Genomic DNA, 17,218 nt, shown 5'->3' with positions numbered 1-17,218 from the left:
ATTCCTCCTATATTTTGAATGAAAGAAAAGAAGGTAAAAGTTCCTGTTTGAGTTCGCACTCAGCTTTTACCTTACTTTTCTTTTGATGGCTTTACTCGTTACTCTGATCCTACGGCTGTTTGTTGCTTCGTTTGAACTTCCGCATAGACTTTCGATGGCAGACCCCAAAGCTTGATAAAACCGATAGCAGCTTGTTGATCGAAGGTATCCGCTGAAGTATACGTTGCTAGTTCTTCGTTATACAGACTATTGGCTGATTTACGTCCTTCAACGATGACGTTTCCTTTGAATAGTTTGACACGGACAGTCCCATTGACCGCAGTCTGTGTTGCTTTCAAGAAAGAGATCAACGCATCGGTCAATGGATTGAACCAGAGACCATCATAAATCATTTGGCTCAACTGTTGCTCGATCATTGGTTTGAAATGTGCTAATTCACGAACGAAGGTCAAATCTTCCAGCTCTTTGTGTGCCTGCATCAAAGTGATCGCTCCAGGGCATTCATACACTTCCCGCGATTTGATCCCTACCAGACGATTCTCCACATGATCGATCCGTCCGATTCCATGCTTGCCGGCTAATTGATTCAAAGACAAGATCAATTCAGACAAAGATAAACTTTCTTGATTCAAAGCAACTGGAACGCCTTGTTCAAAACTGAGTTCAATGATATCCGGCTGATCAGGTGTATACTCCAAGGCTGTCGTAATATCATAAGCACCTGCTGGCGGAGTCGCCCAAGGGTCTTCTAACACACCACACTCACATGCACGTCCCCACAAGTTTTGGTCGATAGAATATGGATTCTCCAAATCTGCTGGGATCGGCACATCATTTTCTTTCGCATAGGCGATTTCTTCTTCCCGAGACCATTGCCATTGACGAACCGGTGCAATGATTTTCATTTCAGGTGCCAAGGCATTGATTGCTACTTCAAAACGAACTTGGTCATTGCCTTTTCCTGTACAGCCATGAGCAATCGTCGTTGCACCAGTTTTTCGAGCTAATTCCACTAATTTTTTTGCGATCAAGGGGCGAGAAAGCGCTGAAACCAGTGGGTAAGACTGCTCGTAAAACGTATGACCTTGTAGCGCGATCAATGCAAATTCTTGAGCAAATTCCTCTTTGGCGTCGATGGCATAAGACGCAATTGCGCCAACTTGAAGTGCTTTTTCTTTAATAAAAGCTGTATCTTTGCCTTCACCGATATCTAGGCAACAAGCAATCACCTCATAATCTTTTGCCAACCATTTGATTGCCACAGAGGTATCTAAACCACCTGAGTAAGCCAATATAATTTTTTCTTTCATAAAATCGCCCCTTTATTTTTAAGTGTTTTCAAAATAGTTGTTTCAAATGATAACATCATAAAAATAAAAAAGCAATCAATAAATTAAATAATTATACATAAAAATAAATAAAATGAAAATAATATTCAAAAATGATGTAAATACACAACTTTTTATACAAAATGGATTTCTTAGTCTAAAAGAAACTAAAACGATGAAAAGATAAAAATGAAAAGGAAATTTAATTTTTCAAAAGTATAGAAAAACGTTGACATTATCGGTATTTGCAGGTAATATGTTAAATGGTATTGTTTGCCCCACAAAGAGCCCCGGAAACTCGAAGTGTATGTCAAACATCAGAACTTAAATTGGAGGAAACTAACGTGCGTACAACATATATGGCCAAACCAGGCGAAGTAGAACGTAAATGGTATGTAGTAGACGCAACTGATGTTCCATTGGGACGTCTTTCAACAGTTGTTGCATCTGTACTACGTGGAAAAAATAAACCAACTTTCACCCCTCATTTGGATACTGGCGATTTCGTCATTGTTATCAATGCAGATAAAGTGAAATTAACAGGTAAAAAAGCGACTGATAAAATTTATTACCGTCACAGCAACTACCCAGGAGGATTGAAATCAATCTCAGCTGGTGAATTGCGTGCTAAAAATTCTCGTCGTTTGATCGAAACTTCTGTAAAAGGCATGCTACCTAAAAATACTTTAGGCCGCAAACAATTTACAAAATTGAATGTATACGGTGGAGCAGAACATCCACATGCAGCACAACAACCAGAAGTTTTAGACATCACAAACTTAATCTAATAGGAGGGAATTTCATTGGCACAAGTTCAATATATCGGCACAGGCCGTCGTAAAAATGCAGTTGCTCGCGTACGCTTAGTACCAGGAACTGGTAAAATTACTATCAACAAAAAAGATGTTGAAGAATATATTCCACATGCTGACTTGCGTGAAGTTATCAATCAACCTTTCGGCGTTACTGAAACAAAAGGCGCATATGACGTATTTGTTAACGTAAACGGTGGAGGATACGCTGGACAATCAGGAGCTATCCGTCACGGGATCGCTCGTGCATTGCTAGAAGTTGATCCTGACTTCCGTTTAGCTCTTAAACGCGCTGGGTTACTTACACGTGACGCACGTATGGTTGAACGTAAAAAACCAGGTCTTAAGAAAGCTCGTAAAGCTTCTCAATTCTCAAAACGTTAATATATTTTATATATATATCGACATTTCAGGCGTTTCGCAATTCAGTTTGCGAAGCGTCTTTTTTTGGTTTTTAAATAGGTAAAGTTGGTGAGTTCAAATTGAGAGAATTTCATCGAGAATCAATCGAAGCAGAAAGAAGCGACTGCAAAAAAAGATCTAGTCAATTTAAAGAAACTAAGATATATTTAGTCGTTTACTCCGCCATTAGTTGTTTTTCTCCGCCAAATGATATAAAATGGCGGAGAAAAGAGGTGGATGGCGATGAAAGAATTTGATTATCGTGAGTTACATAAACTTACTATCAGTCATAACTTGTTGAATATGCTGACTAAGATTCATGAATATAAAGGAAAACAAGAACTATATATTGCAACAAAACCAGAGATTTTAAGTAAGCTGACGGACTTAGCATTGATTCAAAGTACAGAGGCTTCCAATAGAATTGAAGGGATCGCGACAACTGACGGTCGCTTAAAGCAAATTGTGGCGGAAAAAATTAAGCCTCGTAATCGAGATGAAGAAGAAATTGCCGGTTATCGAGATGTTTTGAAACTTATTCATGATAGTTATGAGCATATTCGAATAGTGCCGAATGATATTTTGACGTTACACAAGAATCTTTATAATTACTCAGCTAAAAGTTATAAAGGAAAGTTCAAAAGTGGTGATAATGTTATTACGGAAAAAGATCAGGATGGTAACGAACGAGTTCGATTCGTACCGGCACCAGCTTATTTGACGCCAGATTTAATTGAAGAGCTATGTTACAAATACAATCAAGCGATTCAGAAGGCTGAGATAGACCCATTACTATTGATCCCTTGCTTTGTTTTAGACTTTCTCTCGATTCATCCATTTAGTGATGGAAATGGGCGGATGTCGCGCTTGTTGACATTGTTGTTGCTGTATAAGTCAGGGTATGTAGTTGGCAAGTACATCAGTATTGAGATGCTGATAGAGGAATCAAAACAAACTTACTATGAATCGTTACAGGCAAGCTCTGTTGGTTGGTTGGAAAATGAACAAGATTATACGCCGTTTGTTCGCTATCTTGTTGGCATCATTTTGCGAGCTTACGAAAAATTCTCGGAGCGTTTTGAGATCATTATAAATCGTGAGTTAACACCAGTAGAGCGGGTAATAGAAGAACTAGAAAAGTCCTTTGAACCTTTGAGTAGAGCTGATTTGGAGAATTTATTGGCGGATATCAGCCGAAGGACGATTGAACGGGTTCTGGCTGAGCTACAAACAGAGAATAAGATTCAAAAAATCGGAAGAGGTCGTTCGACTAAGTATCAACTATCAAATGATGTTAAATAGTAAAATATGAATTACTACCTATTACTGGAAGAAGAACAAAAATCCATCTTACTTCTTCCATCACTCCCAGAGCATACTCAGTTTGCTAGTCATGCTCTGGTTTTTTATTCTTTAAATCATTCAAAGAGCGAGCGATTCTCAAAGTTTGAAACATAGTCTAAAAAATAAATATCTCTATTATCTAAGTGTTCTTGTTCGATTCCTAGGCGTATTCTAAAGTCGATAGCTAATAAACTGCAATTTGTTTCCATAATCCCGAGTGACTCCTCGAAGATAATATAAATTGTTTCTTTCTTTAATCCAGGGAGTGTGATTGGATTTTTTGCATATGATTGATAGTAGATGTTGCTTTTGGAATTGTCTGCTACATAAAATAGGCGAAATTCTATCGTTTTCTCTTTTCGATCATGGATCGAATGACGAACATTGATTTTTAACATTTCAAGATGTTCTTTATAAATAATGGAAATAGGGGTCTCTTTTACATCAACTAGTTCTTTCAATGTAGCTAAAGGTTCATTTCTCGTTTTCACACAATGTATTTTTTCTTTATATTTTTCAAAAAGAAAATCCGAATCTAGCAATATTTTGTTCCTCCTGAAATGTCATCAATTTATTACTACAGTACCGTTATTTATCAATGCGGATCTCCATCCAAAAGAAAGATAATAAGCTTGTAATGTCGAAGCATAAACATTTGCACGGGACTCGCTTGTAGGAATACTCATCGTACTAACATAACAGGTTCCAGTAGCCGCAGCAGTCGTTCTTTGATAAATATTATTTACATTTAAGTAAGTATATGGATTGAGCAAACTCAAATTCGTTACTCTAATATTGCTGGCACGCCATATTAATTGAGTTTGTACCCGACCAAGCAATATATAATTGACAGGTGGTTCCGCTCATTCTAATTATATATCCTGAAACAACGGTGATGCCTTTAGATAAGCTATTGTTATCCAGCTGAGTATTTTTTTCTTTATTTAAATTCATTATAGCCTGTTCTAAAGGTATATTTGAAGGTAAATCTCTTCTATTTATTATGGTTGTATCAATATTTATTTCATTAGAAGGAGCCATTTGATCACTATAGACAATACCCTGAGTAACCACACTAACAGATAACACACTGAAAAGAAAAATAGAAATTTAAAAAAAACTTTTTTGGATAAAAACTTTTTTCGTAAATTCATTAACTTATCCTTACATTTTTAGCAAGCGCTTACAATTGCAGTTTATGGAAAATAAATTAAATTATAATGTAACAACAATATATTTATTATTAATATAACAAACAATATTTTTAATAAATTTAATTAAGTGAAAAATTATAGTAAAAACAAAGGTTCAAGACTATTGAAATTGGAGATCTTCCACCTAAAATAAAGGAATAATTTATTTTTTTGTCATTGAGCAGTAACTATCTGAATATCTATTGAAGTGGTGGATTACAAGTATAGAGGAAATAATGGGATCATAAAAAAAATAGTGTTAGAGCGATTACTTCAGCACATAAAGAGACTGGGACAATCGTCCTCTCGCATCTCCTGAAACAGAAAAACGATGGGAACAGAAGTAGTCTCTTTTTTTATATCTATTTATTAGGATACATAAGACGTGAGTGGATGATCGAATGTAAGCAACTACATTCTATGATCAAAGAATGAAATTTTTCAGATAGTTATCTTCATAGTTATCAAAATTTAATTATTTTGTTCTTTTTTTTTATACTATTTATTATTTATTTTAATTAATTACAAGCTTTATTTTAATGAATATGAAATGGACAATACCAATTATTCTATTAATAAAAGGATGTGTAAATTATTTAATACAGAAGAAATAAATATTAGACAACTTGTTTATACAAATTTAATAGTTATTTTATATTTTTTTTAAAATTTTTTATAAGAGTGACTCGATAAAATAGTGTATATTTTTCCAAGGCTTTTAGAGAGGTGACTTTTTGTTTAATTTTTTTTCAGGAACTAACAGAAAATTAAGATGATGAAGAAACCGCATAAAGGTATGATGAACGAGTACTAAGGAGGAGGAAGCAGGGAAAGATGTTTAAGTCAAAGCAAAAATGGATGACTTGTTTGGTTTTGCTTTTGCTGTTATTAAGCAGTAATGCAACTGTCGGTAGGGCAGATACTCAATCTTATGGAAGTTATGGAGAGACCGGATTTTATGGTAAATATGAATATATGACTCCCCCTAGCTCCGGACATTTAACAGATGATGAGAAAAATATTCTTTTGATAGCTCCAGACGAACAAATGAAAATACCAGCTGCCGGTGATAGCTCCAATGTTCTAATGTACGTTCTAACTGTTATTACTATGTTGGCTAGCTTGATTTTATACCGAAAATTGAGCCTAAATAAAAAAATCGCCTAAGCGAAAAAAGGAAGGAACAAATAAAAAATGAAAAAAATACAAAAATATTCTTTAGTAATGCTTGCCGGTGTTGGAATGATCTCTACATACGGAGCAACACTTGTCAATGCAGCAGCTGTTGGGCAGTACGATTCAAAGTCTTCGGTTGAATTTAAACAAGGGACAACCGTTACACCCCCAGTCGATCCAGAAGACCCAGATCCAAGTATTCCGGTCGTACCGATTGATCCAACTGATCCAACAAATCCTCCAGGACCTGGCACGGGTGGGCCACTAGCGATTGACTTTGCTTCTTCGTTAGCGTTTGGCGAACAATCGATTACTTCTAAAGATGAAACCTACTATGCGCATCCTCAAGCATTTGACAATGGAAATACGACTGAAAACTATGTACAGGTAACGGATACCCGTGGGAATTTCGCTGGTTGGACATTATCAGTAGCGACAGATGCACAATTCCATTTAGACACAGTGGACCCAAGTGTGACAGATGAAAGCAGTGCTGAAGTAGGTGACTATTTAACAGGAGCACAATTATCTTTCAGTGGTGGTCATGTGACTACAGAAAAAGGCATAGATGCGTCTATCTATCCTAAAGAAGTAAAAACAGGTTCGTACGCAGTTTCTACCGCAGAAACAGTAATCGTTGCAGCAGCTAAAAACCAAGGGATGGGTACATGGACTTACGGATTGGGTACCCCAACAGATTATGATACAACCGCAACAAGTGCAGATGCTATAGCAACAAAATCACCAATCACACTATCTGTACCAGGCGCCACAGTGAAAAAAGCGGGAACTTACACAACGAACCTTAATTGGACACTATCCGATACACCAGCAAACTAATGATATTTAGATATTTTCCAAGGAAGGAGGGCTATATGAAGAAGTTTTTATTGGCAAGCATACTTTCTATGCTACTTAGTGTAACTGCCACTCAAATGGTTGATGCAGAACATCATGAAGATTTAGAAGAGTATGATGCGGTAAGATTTCAATCATCGAAAAAACCGACACTTCCTGTAGATCCCACCAACCCGGAAATTCCAGTTGATCCCATGAATCCTGACGGTTCTAAGCCTAATCCTGGAACAGGAGGGGCGTTGTCAATTGATTTTGCCAGTAGTTTAGATTTTGGGATGAATCAAATATCCAATAAAGATGAGTATTATGAAGCCCAGGCACAAAAGTATTTTAATGATCCGAGTTTAATCACCCCGAATTTTGTTCAAGTCACAGATAATCGCGGAACATTGACTGGATGGACGTTGAAAGTAAAAGAAACTCAACAGTTTCAAGCTGAAGAAGATGTCCAATACAAGGAATTAACTGGTGCAACATTGTTCTTTCTAAAACCAGAACTGGTAAGTAACAGCAACTCTCCAAAACCAACTGCCTATGAAGTATTAGGAATGGTTCCCAATCAAGAAAGTGTAATAACGAGTGCAGAGTTCAATCAAGGAGCTGGGACATGGATTACTCGATGGGGAGATTTAACAGATTTATCCGAAAAAAAAGAAATAATTGAAGGAAAAGAGATAATGACTACATTCACTTCCGCAATTCAATTGTTTGTTCCTGGATCAACCCCTAAAGATCCAGTGAGCTATAAAACGAATTTGGTCTGGATTCTTTCGGATCTACCAACAAACAAATAAAAAATGAGTCATCAAAAAGGAGAAATTCACATGAAAAAAGTAACATTGTATACAACAGCCGTATTAGCGTCATTGATCGTAACAGGTATAGCAACAACTGCATCAGCAGACGAAGTAGCAACTTACGATGCCTATGGAGCAATCAAATATACACCTTCTACTAACGTAACTGACCCTATTGATCCATTGAACCCAACACAGCCAGTGACACCAGAAAATCCTGATCCAACTATCCCAATTGTTCCTGGAACGCCTGGACCATTATCTATCGACTTTGCTTCATCATTTGATTTTGGAACACAAGAAATCACATCAGAAGATATGGTTTATAGTGCGGCAGCACAAAAGTACAAAGATGCTACAGGTAATGCAACTACTGGTCCAAACTATGTCCAAGTGACAGATAATCGTGGGACACTAGCTGGTTGGTCGTTAACTGTTAAAATGGGTGATTTTGCTTCGACAGATTCAGCTTCTGCTGGTAAACCTGGAGCAACTTTAGATGGTGCTAAAGTGTACTTGACCAATGCAACGATTGCTTCAGCATCTAAAACACCTGCGGATAAAGTAAAAACAATCACTGCACTAGATCCAAATGTTCAATCAGACATGGTCATGGGTGCGACAGATGGAAATGGTGCTGGTACAAACTTGGTAGACTTTGGTAACGATGCAACAAAAGATTCTTCTGTAAAATTGGAAATTCCAGGTGCTTCAACAAAATTAGCAAGCAGCTACAAAGCAACAATCACTTGGTCATTAAGTGATACACCAGCAAACTAAAAATAGTAGAACACAAATGAAACCAAATATGTCCGAATTCGGGAAGTAAAAGGAAGAACCCGGAAATACCCCCCTATTTTCGTCATTCTCCAGTATTTTTTGAATACAACATATTTGAAAAAATAAAGCTTTAAAAGAAGAGAGTGTGTCGAAAGTTTATCCGAAAAGTCCGGAAGCTTTTGGCACAACTTTTCTACATATAGAAACGAAGGAGAGAGCAACAGAAATGAAAAGGGCAAAATTTTATTTAACGATGTTCGTAATGGTGCTGGTAACGATGATAAGTAATCAAGTTGTCAAAGCCAACGAGTTTCAATTTTCAATGACACCAGTCTTACCAGAAAACCAAGCAGAAGATGTTTCTTATTTTGATTTATTGATGACACCAGGGCAAAAACAAACAATCCAAGTCTTGTTAGATAATTCAACAGATAAAGTAGTTACTGTCGAAGCAAGTGTAGCAAGTGCTACCACCAACATCAATGGGGTGGTCGAATACAGTCCGAGTGAAAACAAAAAAGATAAAACATTGAAGTATGACTTGGCAGAGTATGTGAAGATGCCTAATGAAATTGCTTTACAACCGCAGTCACAAACGAGTGTAGCAATCGAGGTAACTATGCCTTCTGAAAAATTTGATGGGGTAATTGCGGGCGGTTTGACGTTCAAACAAAAGTCCTCTGAAACAGATACCTCGTCAACAGATAAAAAAGGTGTTTCATTGAAAAACGAATACAGTTATGTCGAAGCGCTTGTGTTGCAACAAACAAACACGAAAGTTGCGCCATCTTTAACGTTAAATGATGTTGCTCCGTCTCAAGTTAATGCTCGTAACGTGATCAATGCCAATCTTCAAAATTCAAAAATGGGCTATTTAAACCAAATGAAAGTGGATGCAACAGTCACCAATGTTGACGATCCAAACATGACGTTCACTTCAGTCAAAGAAATGATGCAAATGGCACCAAATACAAATTTTGATTATCCGATTGCAATCAGTAATCAAGGGATGTTGGATAGTGGTAATCCATCTAAACCAATGAAGGCGGGGACGTACCATTTAGACATGGATGTGTATGGACAAAAAGATCCTAGTGGAGAGTATGTCCAAACAGAAAAAGATCAAGAAGGCAAGGAAACGGATGTTCATTATGTCTACAAATGGCATTTTGAAAAAGACTTTACGATTACTGCTGAAAAAGCAAAAGAATTAAATGCAAAAGATGTGACGATCGAAAAGGATAATACTTGGATTTACTTCTTGATTGGTGGAATCCTTCTGGCATTACTTGCGTTTCTTTTGTTCTTTATTCTTTGGAAACGTCGCAAAAAGGACGAAGAAGATGAAGAAGATAAAATTTCCTTGCCGTAAGTTGATTCTGTCAGTTAGAAAAGGTGACACAAAATGATGTTGGAATTTCTAGATAAAAAATCCATAGGCAGACTTAGACTCCTCTTCTATCTGGATGCGCATGCTTCAGTTCCGCTGTTACAAGCCAATGTAATGGAGGAGTTGAAGATGAATAGATACGAGTTGGAAAGCTGTATAAAAGATGTTCAAGCAGATGTGAAAGAATTTGATTTAGCCGATCAGTTCGTGATCGAAACAGGGGTAAAGCCCAAGACTGTAAAATATACACGAAAGACATTTGCGAACATCTCTTGTTTGATTAGCTGTTATGCGAGTCAAAGTAAGTTGACGCCGTTAATCAAGGCAGTACTTATGGAACAAGTCGAAAATACGTTTGATTTAGAAGACGTACTGTATGCTTCGCGGGCAACTGTTTATAAGATTATGGCTAAAGCAAATGAATTATTGGAAATTTTTGAGATAGAAATTTCTAGCAGTTGTCAATTCGTGGGAAAAGAAAGAGATATCCAATCGTTTTTGTATGGCTATTATTACACGCTTTATGGAGTAAATGCGTATCCTTTTACAGATAGTATGAAAGATGAATTGGTTGACATCATTCATCAACTTTCTTCAATCACTCACTTTCTTGACGATGATCTTTCAAATTCTCAGCAGGTTAAGTTGCTGTATCGTTTGTTTGTTTTAAAGGTCAGAAATCATTTTGGTCATCATGGGGAAAAAATCGTATCAACTTGTCAAAAAAAAGAATTAGTACAAAATATCACAGAAGTATTGAATCCATATTTCCAAAACTTACAAGAATCAGAAGTTTATGAATTATTATACTTCATTAGTAGTGAAAATTTGTCTCCTTATTGTCAACTGGTGCAAACAGAAACAATAGAGATCTTGAACCAGAAAGTGATTCATAGCGTCTTAACTGAATTTCAAGCAATTACCTCTTGGGGTGTCACACATGAGGTGACTAAGGAACTTTCATTGATTCATAATAAACTGTTGTTTCAGAAGCGGACAAATTTTGAAAATTCAACGATTCAACAATTTTCATTTATCAAAGAAAACTATCAATTAGCAGAAACACTTGCTTACCGAATCGTGCAAGAATTATTAGAATTTGAATGGTGTACGGATACTGTTAAGGCAAATTATGATGAATTAGCAAAAGAATATATATTTCTTTTTTTATCTAGTTTACCTATCGAACTACTTTCGCCTAAAGTAAAAATCGTGATCGATTTTTCCTTTGGTCAAAGTTATAGCCGATACATTCAAGAACAAGTGGATGCTTTCGGTAAGTTGAATATCGAATCGTATATTGGAGCGACAGAAGAAGAAGCGGATATTTATATTTCAGATATGTTAAAACTTCATAGTCATCGTCATCAGGTGATTTGGTTATCACCTCCTACATCTTCTGATTGGGAAAAATTGGGCGATTTGATTGTACATGTCAAAATAAAGAAGAGTGGGAATAATGATGAAAAACAAACCGAAAGTATCAATGAATAAAATTAGTAAAGGTTATCTTTATACGGGTATCTTTTTGGTTCTTTTTCTTCAGACGAATTACACGGTGGCTTTAGCAGAGGAAGAAATACTTAATCCAATCAATCCTTCCGAATCGGTTACACCAAAAAATCCAGAACATATTCAACTTCCAGAGGAAGCAACAGTAACTTCACCTGAGAAAAAACAAATAGAAAAAAATGAGGAAACAAAACAAGTCCCACAACCTCATGTGAACCAGCAAAAACAATTGAAAGAATCAAAAGCAGTAGTGAAGAAAGATGATTTTTTTCGTCCAGTAGAGCGTGTGGTACTAAATAAAAAAACACACTCTACTGCTGGATCGAATGAAGATGCAAGAGTGGGAAAAACGAATACGGGAATGATGCTAGCAGCGTTGTCCGGAAAAATGCTCTTTGGTATTGACGGATAGTGGGGAAAGATGACGTGACCAAAATGGCCAGTTGCTGCTAGTACAAAAATGTAGATAAAGTTGGGATGATGTTTGATAGTTACCATTTATTTAAAGATAAATCAGCCAGTTCAGCACTGGTCTATCCAACATTGCTTAGATACTTGATTCTTGTGGGTGTAAGACAAGTTTAGATGATATTGAAAATACTAATTTAAACATACGAAGGTAAGTACGGAGATGAAAATGAAGATAGAGAAAAAAAGAGTAAGACAAAATCGAAGTCGACTAACTGGTTTATTGTTAAGTACGGTTGTATTTATTTCTGCACCATTGATCTCAATGCAAGTCAATGCACAGACGAAGGAAGTAGTGAATCAGGATATTAGTACAATCACACAAACTGATGATTATGGGGAAATTACAGGAGATGGTTCTCTGGCTGCGAAAGATTGGATATCCTATGCGTCCAGAATGAAATTTAATACTGGCGGCGATGGATTAGGTGCATACGAGGCAGGGAATATGCCGGATATCAATGGCACGTCCGTGGGGCTAAAAGCAGTCGATCCGGTATTTGATTCAACTGGAAAAGCTGTTTTAACAAGTACGGATAATCCACCAGGGATGACCGTCAATTCAGAGCTTAATACCAAGCAAAAAAAGGGACCATATGGGCAAGCTGGCATTTTTTTAGATGCGCAGATCGATTGGACAAGTGATTTTACGATGACCTATGGGATGGACGGAAGTACGGCTTATGGCAACCGTGGTGCGGGATTATACTTTGCTCCTTTACGAGCAAAGGATTGGAAGGCGTATGAGACTGGTGAAACTATTCCATTTCCGATGGGCGGCACGGTCTTGCCAACACTTACTCTAACAAACCCTACATTAGGACATCTAATATCACAAATCCCAAATTCATTTGGATTGAGTGCCTCAGGTCAACAATTGAGTTCCATGAGAATGACATATGTAGATGCTAATCGATTGGGCGCGGGTTATCCGAATGGGGTCGCAGTTATGTTCGATCCATCAAATCCTGGAAAGACATTTACCTGGAAAAAAGGCGGGACCACTAACTACTTGGATAGCGGTTATAGCCAGACTATTGCAGAAAATGGTGTGGAAATTGCTACTCCTTCAGAAGATTTTACGAGTGCTACCTATAGTGTCAAATATACTGCAAGCTCCGGTTTACTCACGATTACTTCTAGTGCGAAACTTCCCAAAGATTTTACTGGAATAGGGAATCTAGCATCTGCGGCAGTCGGATCGACGCCTGTTTTTCAAACAACCATACCTTCCCAGCTAAAAGGCCAGACGTATTCAGTGGCTATTGGTAAAAATTTTTATTGGACGTTAGGAATTGGATATGGAAAAGCGGACTCTTCTGCCGGTCAGTCATTTCCAGAATATCCTTCTCAACCACTAACGACTTCGGTGAAGGTTGGTGATTACTCATTTGGGGTGGCGACTTCATCTGTTGAAGTCCACTATGTCGATGAAAGTGGGAAAAGCATTGCCCCTAATACGACGATCCAAGCAAATGTTGAAACAACGATCGGAGTAAACGGCTTGTCACCGGATGCGGCCAATGCTCGCTGGTCGTATGATGCGAAGCAAATCAGCGGCTATAGTCCAATTCGTGCAGAAGATGTATTGGTAAGTAAAACGGATAAGAACGTGCTCACCATTACGTATGAACAAAAGTCATCCCCTGCAACAACCACTTTTGATTTTGCTTATGATCCGACAGCGCAACATACACCAAGTATCCCAAAAAGTATTCTTGAGAATGGGTATATCGGGGATCAGATTTCGACGACAGAAGCACAGATTATGACTAATGTACCTCTTGGGTATCAAGTGGCAAAAGTAACATGTCCAGACGGCAGTGAGAAACAGACAATTGCTGAAGCATTGAAGAGCTATCCGTCGATGACACAAGAGAAAAATACGTTTACTGTCCAGTTAGCTCCACGTACAGATAGTATGGTACAAATTACTTTTGTGAAAATAGATCCGTCGCAAAATTTTGCGTTGCCTGAAATTATATCGTACAAAGGAACTACTGGGGAAAACCTACCAGACATTGTTAAAGATGTGAATGATCAAGTGAAAGATAACTTAATAATCAAGACAGTAACTGGTCCTAATGGCAAGACCTACGATAATATAACTGATGCACAAACGGAAAATCCGTATTTTGTCGATCAAGGCGAATTTATTGTCCATTTGCTTGATCGCGGGGAGATTAACTTGACTGTGCCACATACGATTGACTTTGGCATTAATGAAGTAACGAGCCAAACACAACGACTCGTAGGAAAGCTAGATGATAAGGTTGCGGTAAATGACAGTCGAGATTCAAGTTATCAATCGAATTGGTCTGTAGCAGTGGCTCAAAGTGAAGCAATTCATGAAGTAGATGCAACTGGCGAAACTGTTTTGAATGGGATTTCTTTTGATGGCAGACTAGGATTTTATGATGGAACAAGCGATCAATTTTTAAGTAGTAGTCCATTGGTCATTTTTAATCAAAATGCACCATCTACTGGTCTTACAGATATATCAGATAGTTGGGTCAATCAAAGATTTTTCTTAGAAGCTTCTGTAGTTAATCAAAAAACGAATACTCGTTTTACTGGAACTCTCAGCTGGTCCTTGATTTTAGCGCCTTAAAAAATTTTTCGAAATCACTCTGCTGAACTCACATTTGAAAAATGACAATAAACTGCAGTTAGCTTATTTTTGAATGAATGGAGGTAGAAACAATGAGTAGCAAGTATAGACCAACGGGATATGTAAAGAGCAATGTTACTTTAAAACTCGTGATTAGTTTTCTGTTGATGTTCTCACTCATACTTTTTGCTATTCCATTTTCAAAATATTTTATGATTTCGACACATGCACAATTGACTCAGACGACCTTTCGAACAAATTTACCAAAAATGATTGACGTACCAGAGAAGATCGAGCGCTTGAATGTTAAAGATATCTTTACGCATACAACAGACAAAAATACGTCAGCAATTGGTCAGATAGTGATTCCGAATGTAAAGATCATACAACCGATTTTTGTCGGACTAACGACAAAAAATATGATCAATGGTGTTGTCGACTTGTTTCCTGAACGTGAACCTGAAAGAGGGACATTGACACTGATTGGACATCATGTAGGTGAGTATAATCTTTTGTTTGCTCGAATCGATGAGCTAAAAAAGGGAGATGTGATCTATGTCCAATATTTTGATCACTATTACCAATACTTGGTAGAAGAAAATACGGTGATTGATGAAAAAGACATTGATCAACTTGCGAATAAGGGAGCAGATTACCTTTTCCTAGTAACATGTGATCAAGTGCAGCAAACTTCAAGACGCGTGTTTATTCAAGCGCGAAAGGTCAAAGGGAAATCACCGAATGCTAGCCAGTTCAGCCAAACGGCTGCAACAATAAAAAACGTAGAAGGTCAGCAATATATCACTACGTTTCTGCTACCATTCATTAGTTTGATTCTTATAGCTACTTTCTTCTTGATTTACGTTTGGCGTACGTGACTGAAGACACTCCAAAAAAGTTTATCAGCGTTATTGCCCTTTCGTTTGATAAGGTTTCAGTTGTACAGGACGGTAGATAATCGAGATTTTAGATAGATTAGGCTGCCAAACTTAGGTTTTGGCAGCTTATTTTTTATTTTATAACAAATAACCAAATTGTTTTTTTGTTCGAACTACATCAATGAAATTCACTATTTCAAGCCATTGAGACGGTGTCGGTTTCACACTTATAAAAAAGATTTCTGCCTGGGGATTGAGTATTCGTCCCTCTTTTAGTGGAAAGTCACAAAAAATAATATCAGGAGATTGATCATACGCAACTATTTCAATCGGTCGAGGATTGAGTTTTATCAAGTAGCTACTTAGCTCTGTCTTATGGATTTTTCCGAATTTAGATAGTATTGCTACTTTTACCGGTTCGTGATGTATTTCAAGAACATACGACAATAGTTGGAAAAGCGACGAACGAAAAGACTGACTAGTAATGATCCTTTGCCATTTTTCTTCCTTCAATGGCATTTGTGCGATGATCTCATCTATGATTTTATGGTAATGATTTCTAGTCGGATCATTAAAATCAAAGTACTCTAAGTCGGAATAAGGAGGCACAAACTCGTCACTGCCATAACTGAGAAAATAAGTCGTTCGATAGATTATATTGACGGAAAGAAAATCTTCTTCTTGTGTCGTTAATTTTCGTTTCATATGTTGAGATAACTGGTGGAAAATCGTTTGTTCAATTTTGTTGTATTCTTTGTTATAAAAGTCACGAAAAGGTGGTAATTCTTCTTCAAAACAAGTATAAGTTGGTACGACGGTAAACACATAGTACAGATAATTGATCTCAACTTCATTCAGATTTTTTTTGAAAAAAAGATTAGTTATTTCTTTTCCTTGTATTTGTCGTTTAAAAACCTCATAAGAAATTAAAGGATTTCTTACTTTAGCAATCACTTCTGGCAATTCAGTGATCATATAGCCATTTTTCAATCGATGTTGCGTGATTTTCATGAATAGATAAAGTTTACGTATATCTTCATGAGAATGCATGGGGAGACATTCATGAATCATAGTTGCTAGAGCCTGAAAACTTTCAGGATATTCAGGGATAATTGGATCTTCTTCGTCATGTAAATGCCAGAACAGCGTAAAGAAAAAATGACGAGTACGATATTCATCGCCACTGATTTTCTTCTTAAACAATAAATATTCAAGTGAGTATTCTTTTAATAACATACGAATGGGTTTAAGTTTAGATAGAACGCTTTGTTGATGCAGGTGGACGGATTCAGCAAAACGATCCAAATTCTGAAAATTTTCGTTATAAATAGAGAGGAGAAATTTAAATCCTACAGTTTCTTTAAACAGTAGAATATAAACTTTGAGCAATAAAAATTCTTTTGAAAAATGAATAGACAATCCATGTTTGTCATATTGAAATTGAAAAGTAGGGTATTTTAATTTGATTTCTTCCACACTATTACCAATCGCTTTATAGCGATATTCTGAAATATTTAGTGCCTCTTGGATACTTTTTTTAGGATAGTATTCTTTTTTGTTTATGTAACAATATTGGAAGAATTGTATGATTTCCTTTTCTTTATAGTTGAAAAAATACTCTCTCATGCTCTCACCCCCATTGAGTTTATATCTAATTGAAAATAAGTTT

The 17,218-nt window shown here is 36.8% G+C and carries 16 protein-coding genes; 12 read left to right on the top strand and 4 right to left on the bottom strand.

The window, feature by feature from the left end; translation table 11 throughout:
- Window positions 1-98 precede the first annotated feature (98 nt).
- Window positions 99-1,310, bottom strand: a complete 1,212-nt coding sequence (locus tag IGI79_RS13535) for an argininosuccinate synthase (RefSeq protein WP_065095620.1) — start codon at window positions 1,308-1,310, stop codon at window positions 99-101.
- Between the two features lie 377 nt (window positions 1,311-1,687).
- On the opposite strand from IGI79_RS13535, the gene rplM reads away from it, so the two are divergent.
- The 3 genes from rplM to IGI79_RS13520 all read left to right on the top strand — a co-directional run bounded on the left by rplM (window position 1,688) and on the right by IGI79_RS13520 (window position 3,844).
- A complete protein-coding gene (gene rplM / locus IGI79_RS13530) occupies window positions 1,688-2,116 on the top strand; it encodes a 50S ribosomal protein L13 (protein ID WP_153830627.1) in 429 nt (142 codons plus the stop codon).
- Between the two features lie 15 nt (window positions 2,117-2,131).
- Complete coding sequence (gene rpsI, locus IGI79_RS13525; protein WP_010733940.1) at window positions 2,132-2,524, top strand: 30S ribosomal protein S9; 393 nt, start codon at window positions 2,132-2,134, stop codon at window positions 2,522-2,524.
- A 255-nt stretch (window positions 2,525-2,779) separates the two neighbouring features.
- Complete coding sequence (locus tag IGI79_RS13520; protein WP_195273623.1) at window positions 2,780-3,844, top strand: Fic family protein; 1,065 nt, start codon at window positions 2,780-2,782, stop codon at window positions 3,842-3,844.
- 116 nt (window positions 3,845-3,960) lie between these two features.
- Here the strand turns inward: IGI79_RS13520 and IGI79_RS13515 are convergent, their stop codons facing one another.
- Both IGI79_RS13515 and IGI79_RS13510 read right to left on the bottom strand, forming a co-directional pair.
- Window positions 3,961-4,428, bottom strand: coding sequence for a hypothetical protein (locus tag IGI79_RS13515; RefSeq protein ID WP_195273622.1), 468 nt, complete (start codon window positions 4,426-4,428; stop codon window positions 3,961-3,963).
- A 247-nt stretch (window positions 4,429-4,675) separates the two neighbouring features.
- Window positions 4,676-4,927 (bottom strand): hypothetical protein, encoded by a 252-nt coding sequence (locus IGI79_RS13510; RefSeq protein WP_195273621.1) that lies wholly within the window; start codon window positions 4,925-4,927, stop codon window positions 4,676-4,678.
- Window positions 4,928-5,913: 986 nt separating this feature from the next.
- On the opposite strand from IGI79_RS13510, the gene IGI79_RS13505 reads away from it, so the two are divergent.
- The 9 genes from IGI79_RS13505 (at window position 5,914) to IGI79_RS13465 (ending at window position 15,549) form a co-directional block, all read left to right on the top strand.
- Window positions 5,914-6,246 (top strand): hypothetical protein, encoded by a 333-nt coding sequence (locus tag IGI79_RS13505; protein ID WP_195273620.1) that lies wholly within the window; start codon window positions 5,914-5,916, stop codon window positions 6,244-6,246.
- A gap of 27 nt (window positions 6,247-6,273) precedes the next feature.
- Entirely contained in the window at window positions 6,274-7,095 is an 822-nt protein-coding gene (locus tag IGI79_RS13500) for a WxL domain-containing protein (protein WP_195273619.1), read from the top strand.
- Between the two features lie 35 nt (window positions 7,096-7,130).
- Window positions 7,131-7,907: a WxL domain-containing protein gene (locus IGI79_RS13495; protein WP_065095623.1), complete on the top strand. Its 777-nt coding sequence runs from the start codon at window positions 7,131-7,133 to the stop codon at window positions 7,905-7,907.
- A 30-nt stretch (window positions 7,908-7,937) separates the two neighbouring features.
- Window positions 7,938-8,690 (top strand): WxL domain-containing protein, encoded by a 753-nt coding sequence (locus tag IGI79_RS13490; RefSeq protein ID WP_195273617.1) that lies wholly within the window; start codon window positions 7,938-7,940, stop codon window positions 8,688-8,690.
- A gap of 226 nt (window positions 8,691-8,916) precedes the next feature.
- A complete protein-coding gene (locus tag IGI79_RS13485) occupies window positions 8,917-10,062 on the top strand; it encodes a DUF916 and DUF3324 domain-containing protein (protein WP_065095634.1) in 1,146 nt (381 codons plus the stop codon).
- 147 nt (window positions 10,063-10,209) lie between these two features.
- A complete protein-coding gene (locus tag IGI79_RS13480; protein ID WP_065095625.1) occupies window positions 10,210-11,574 on the top strand; it encodes a helix-turn-helix domain-containing protein in 1,365 nt (454 codons plus the stop codon).
- On the top strand, window positions 11,540-12,004 hold the full coding sequence (locus IGI79_RS13475) for a hypothetical protein (protein WP_065095626.1): 465 nt from the start codon (window positions 11,540-11,542) through the stop codon (window positions 12,002-12,004). Before IGI79_RS13480 ends, IGI79_RS13475 begins: the two co-directional genes overlap by 35 nt.
- Window positions 12,005-12,229: 225 nt before the next feature.
- Window positions 12,230-14,671, top strand: a complete 2,442-nt coding sequence (locus IGI79_RS13470) for a MucBP domain-containing protein (RefSeq protein WP_065095627.1) — start codon at window positions 12,230-12,232, stop codon at window positions 14,669-14,671.
- 92 nt (window positions 14,672-14,763) lie between these two features.
- Complete coding sequence (locus tag IGI79_RS13465) at window positions 14,764-15,549, top strand: class A sortase (protein WP_195273615.1); 786 nt, start codon at window positions 14,764-14,766, stop codon at window positions 15,547-15,549.
- A gap of 138 nt (window positions 15,550-15,687) precedes the next feature.
- Here the strand turns inward: IGI79_RS13465 and IGI79_RS13460 are convergent, their stop codons facing one another.
- The gene (locus IGI79_RS13460; RefSeq protein ID WP_195273613.1) at window positions 15,688-17,175 is read right to left on the bottom strand and encodes a helix-turn-helix domain-containing protein; all 1,488 of its coding nucleotides are present in this window, start codon (window positions 17,173-17,175) and stop codon (window positions 15,688-15,690) included.
- Window positions 17,176-17,218 lie beyond the last annotated feature (43 nt).

The sequence above is a fragment of the Enterococcus sp. AZ084 genome, assembly GCF_051714905.1.
Lineage (GTDB): Bacteria > Bacillota > Bacilli > Lactobacillales > Enterococcaceae > Enterococcus_B > Enterococcus_B pernyi.
Note: the sequence above shows the minus strand (reverse complement) of the source record. Positions and strands in the feature narration are given on the sequence as shown.

Bases quoted from the DNA above. Each gene is read 5' to 3' on its own strand.
- IGI79_RS13475 (WP_065095626.1), top strand. From the start codon at position 11,540: ATGATGAAAAACAAACCGAAAGTATCAATGAATAAAATTAGTAAAGGT.
- IGI79_RS13485 (WP_065095634.1), top strand. From the start codon at position 8,917: ATGAAAAGGGCAAAATTTTATTTAACGATGTTCGTAATGGTGCTGGTA.
- IGI79_RS13480 (WP_065095625.1), top strand. From the start codon at position 10,210: ATGAATAGATACGAGTTGGAAAGCTGTATAAAAGATGTTCAAGCAGAT.
- rplM (WP_153830627.1), top strand. From the start codon at position 1,688: ATGGCCAAACCAGGCGAAGTAGAACGTAAATGGTATGTAGTAGACGCA.
- IGI79_RS13500 (WP_195273619.1), top strand. From the start codon at position 6,274: ATGAAAAAAATACAAAAATATTCTTTAGTAATGCTTGCCGGTGTTGGA.
- IGI79_RS13470 (WP_065095627.1), top strand. From the start codon at position 12,230: ATGAAGATAGAGAAAAAAAGAGTAAGACAAAATCGAAGTCGACTAACT.
- IGI79_RS13490 (WP_195273617.1), top strand. From the start codon at position 7,938: ATGAAAAAAGTAACATTGTATACAACAGCCGTATTAGCGTCATTGATC.
- IGI79_RS13495 (WP_065095623.1), top strand. From the start codon at position 7,131: ATGAAGAAGTTTTTATTGGCAAGCATACTTTCTATGCTACTTAGTGTA.
- IGI79_RS13510 (WP_195273621.1), bottom strand. From the start codon at position 4,927: ATGGCTCCTTCTAATGAAATAAATATTGATACAACCATAATAAATAGA.
- IGI79_RS13465 (WP_195273615.1), top strand. From the start codon at position 14,764: ATGAGTAGCAAGTATAGACCAACGGGATATGTAAAGAGCAATGTTACT.
- IGI79_RS13520 (WP_195273623.1), top strand. From the start codon at position 2,780: ATGGCGATGAAAGAATTTGATTATCGTGAGTTACATAAACTTACTATC.
- IGI79_RS13535 (WP_065095620.1), bottom strand. From the start codon at position 1,310: ATGAAAGAAAAAATTATATTGGCTTACTCAGGTGGTTTAGATACCTCT.
- IGI79_RS13460 (WP_195273613.1), bottom strand. From the start codon at position 17,175: ATGAGAGAGTATTTTTTCAACTATAAAGAAAAGGAAATCATACAATTC.
- IGI79_RS13505 (WP_195273620.1), top strand. From the start codon at position 5,914: ATGTTTAAGTCAAAGCAAAAATGGATGACTTGTTTGGTTTTGCTTTTG.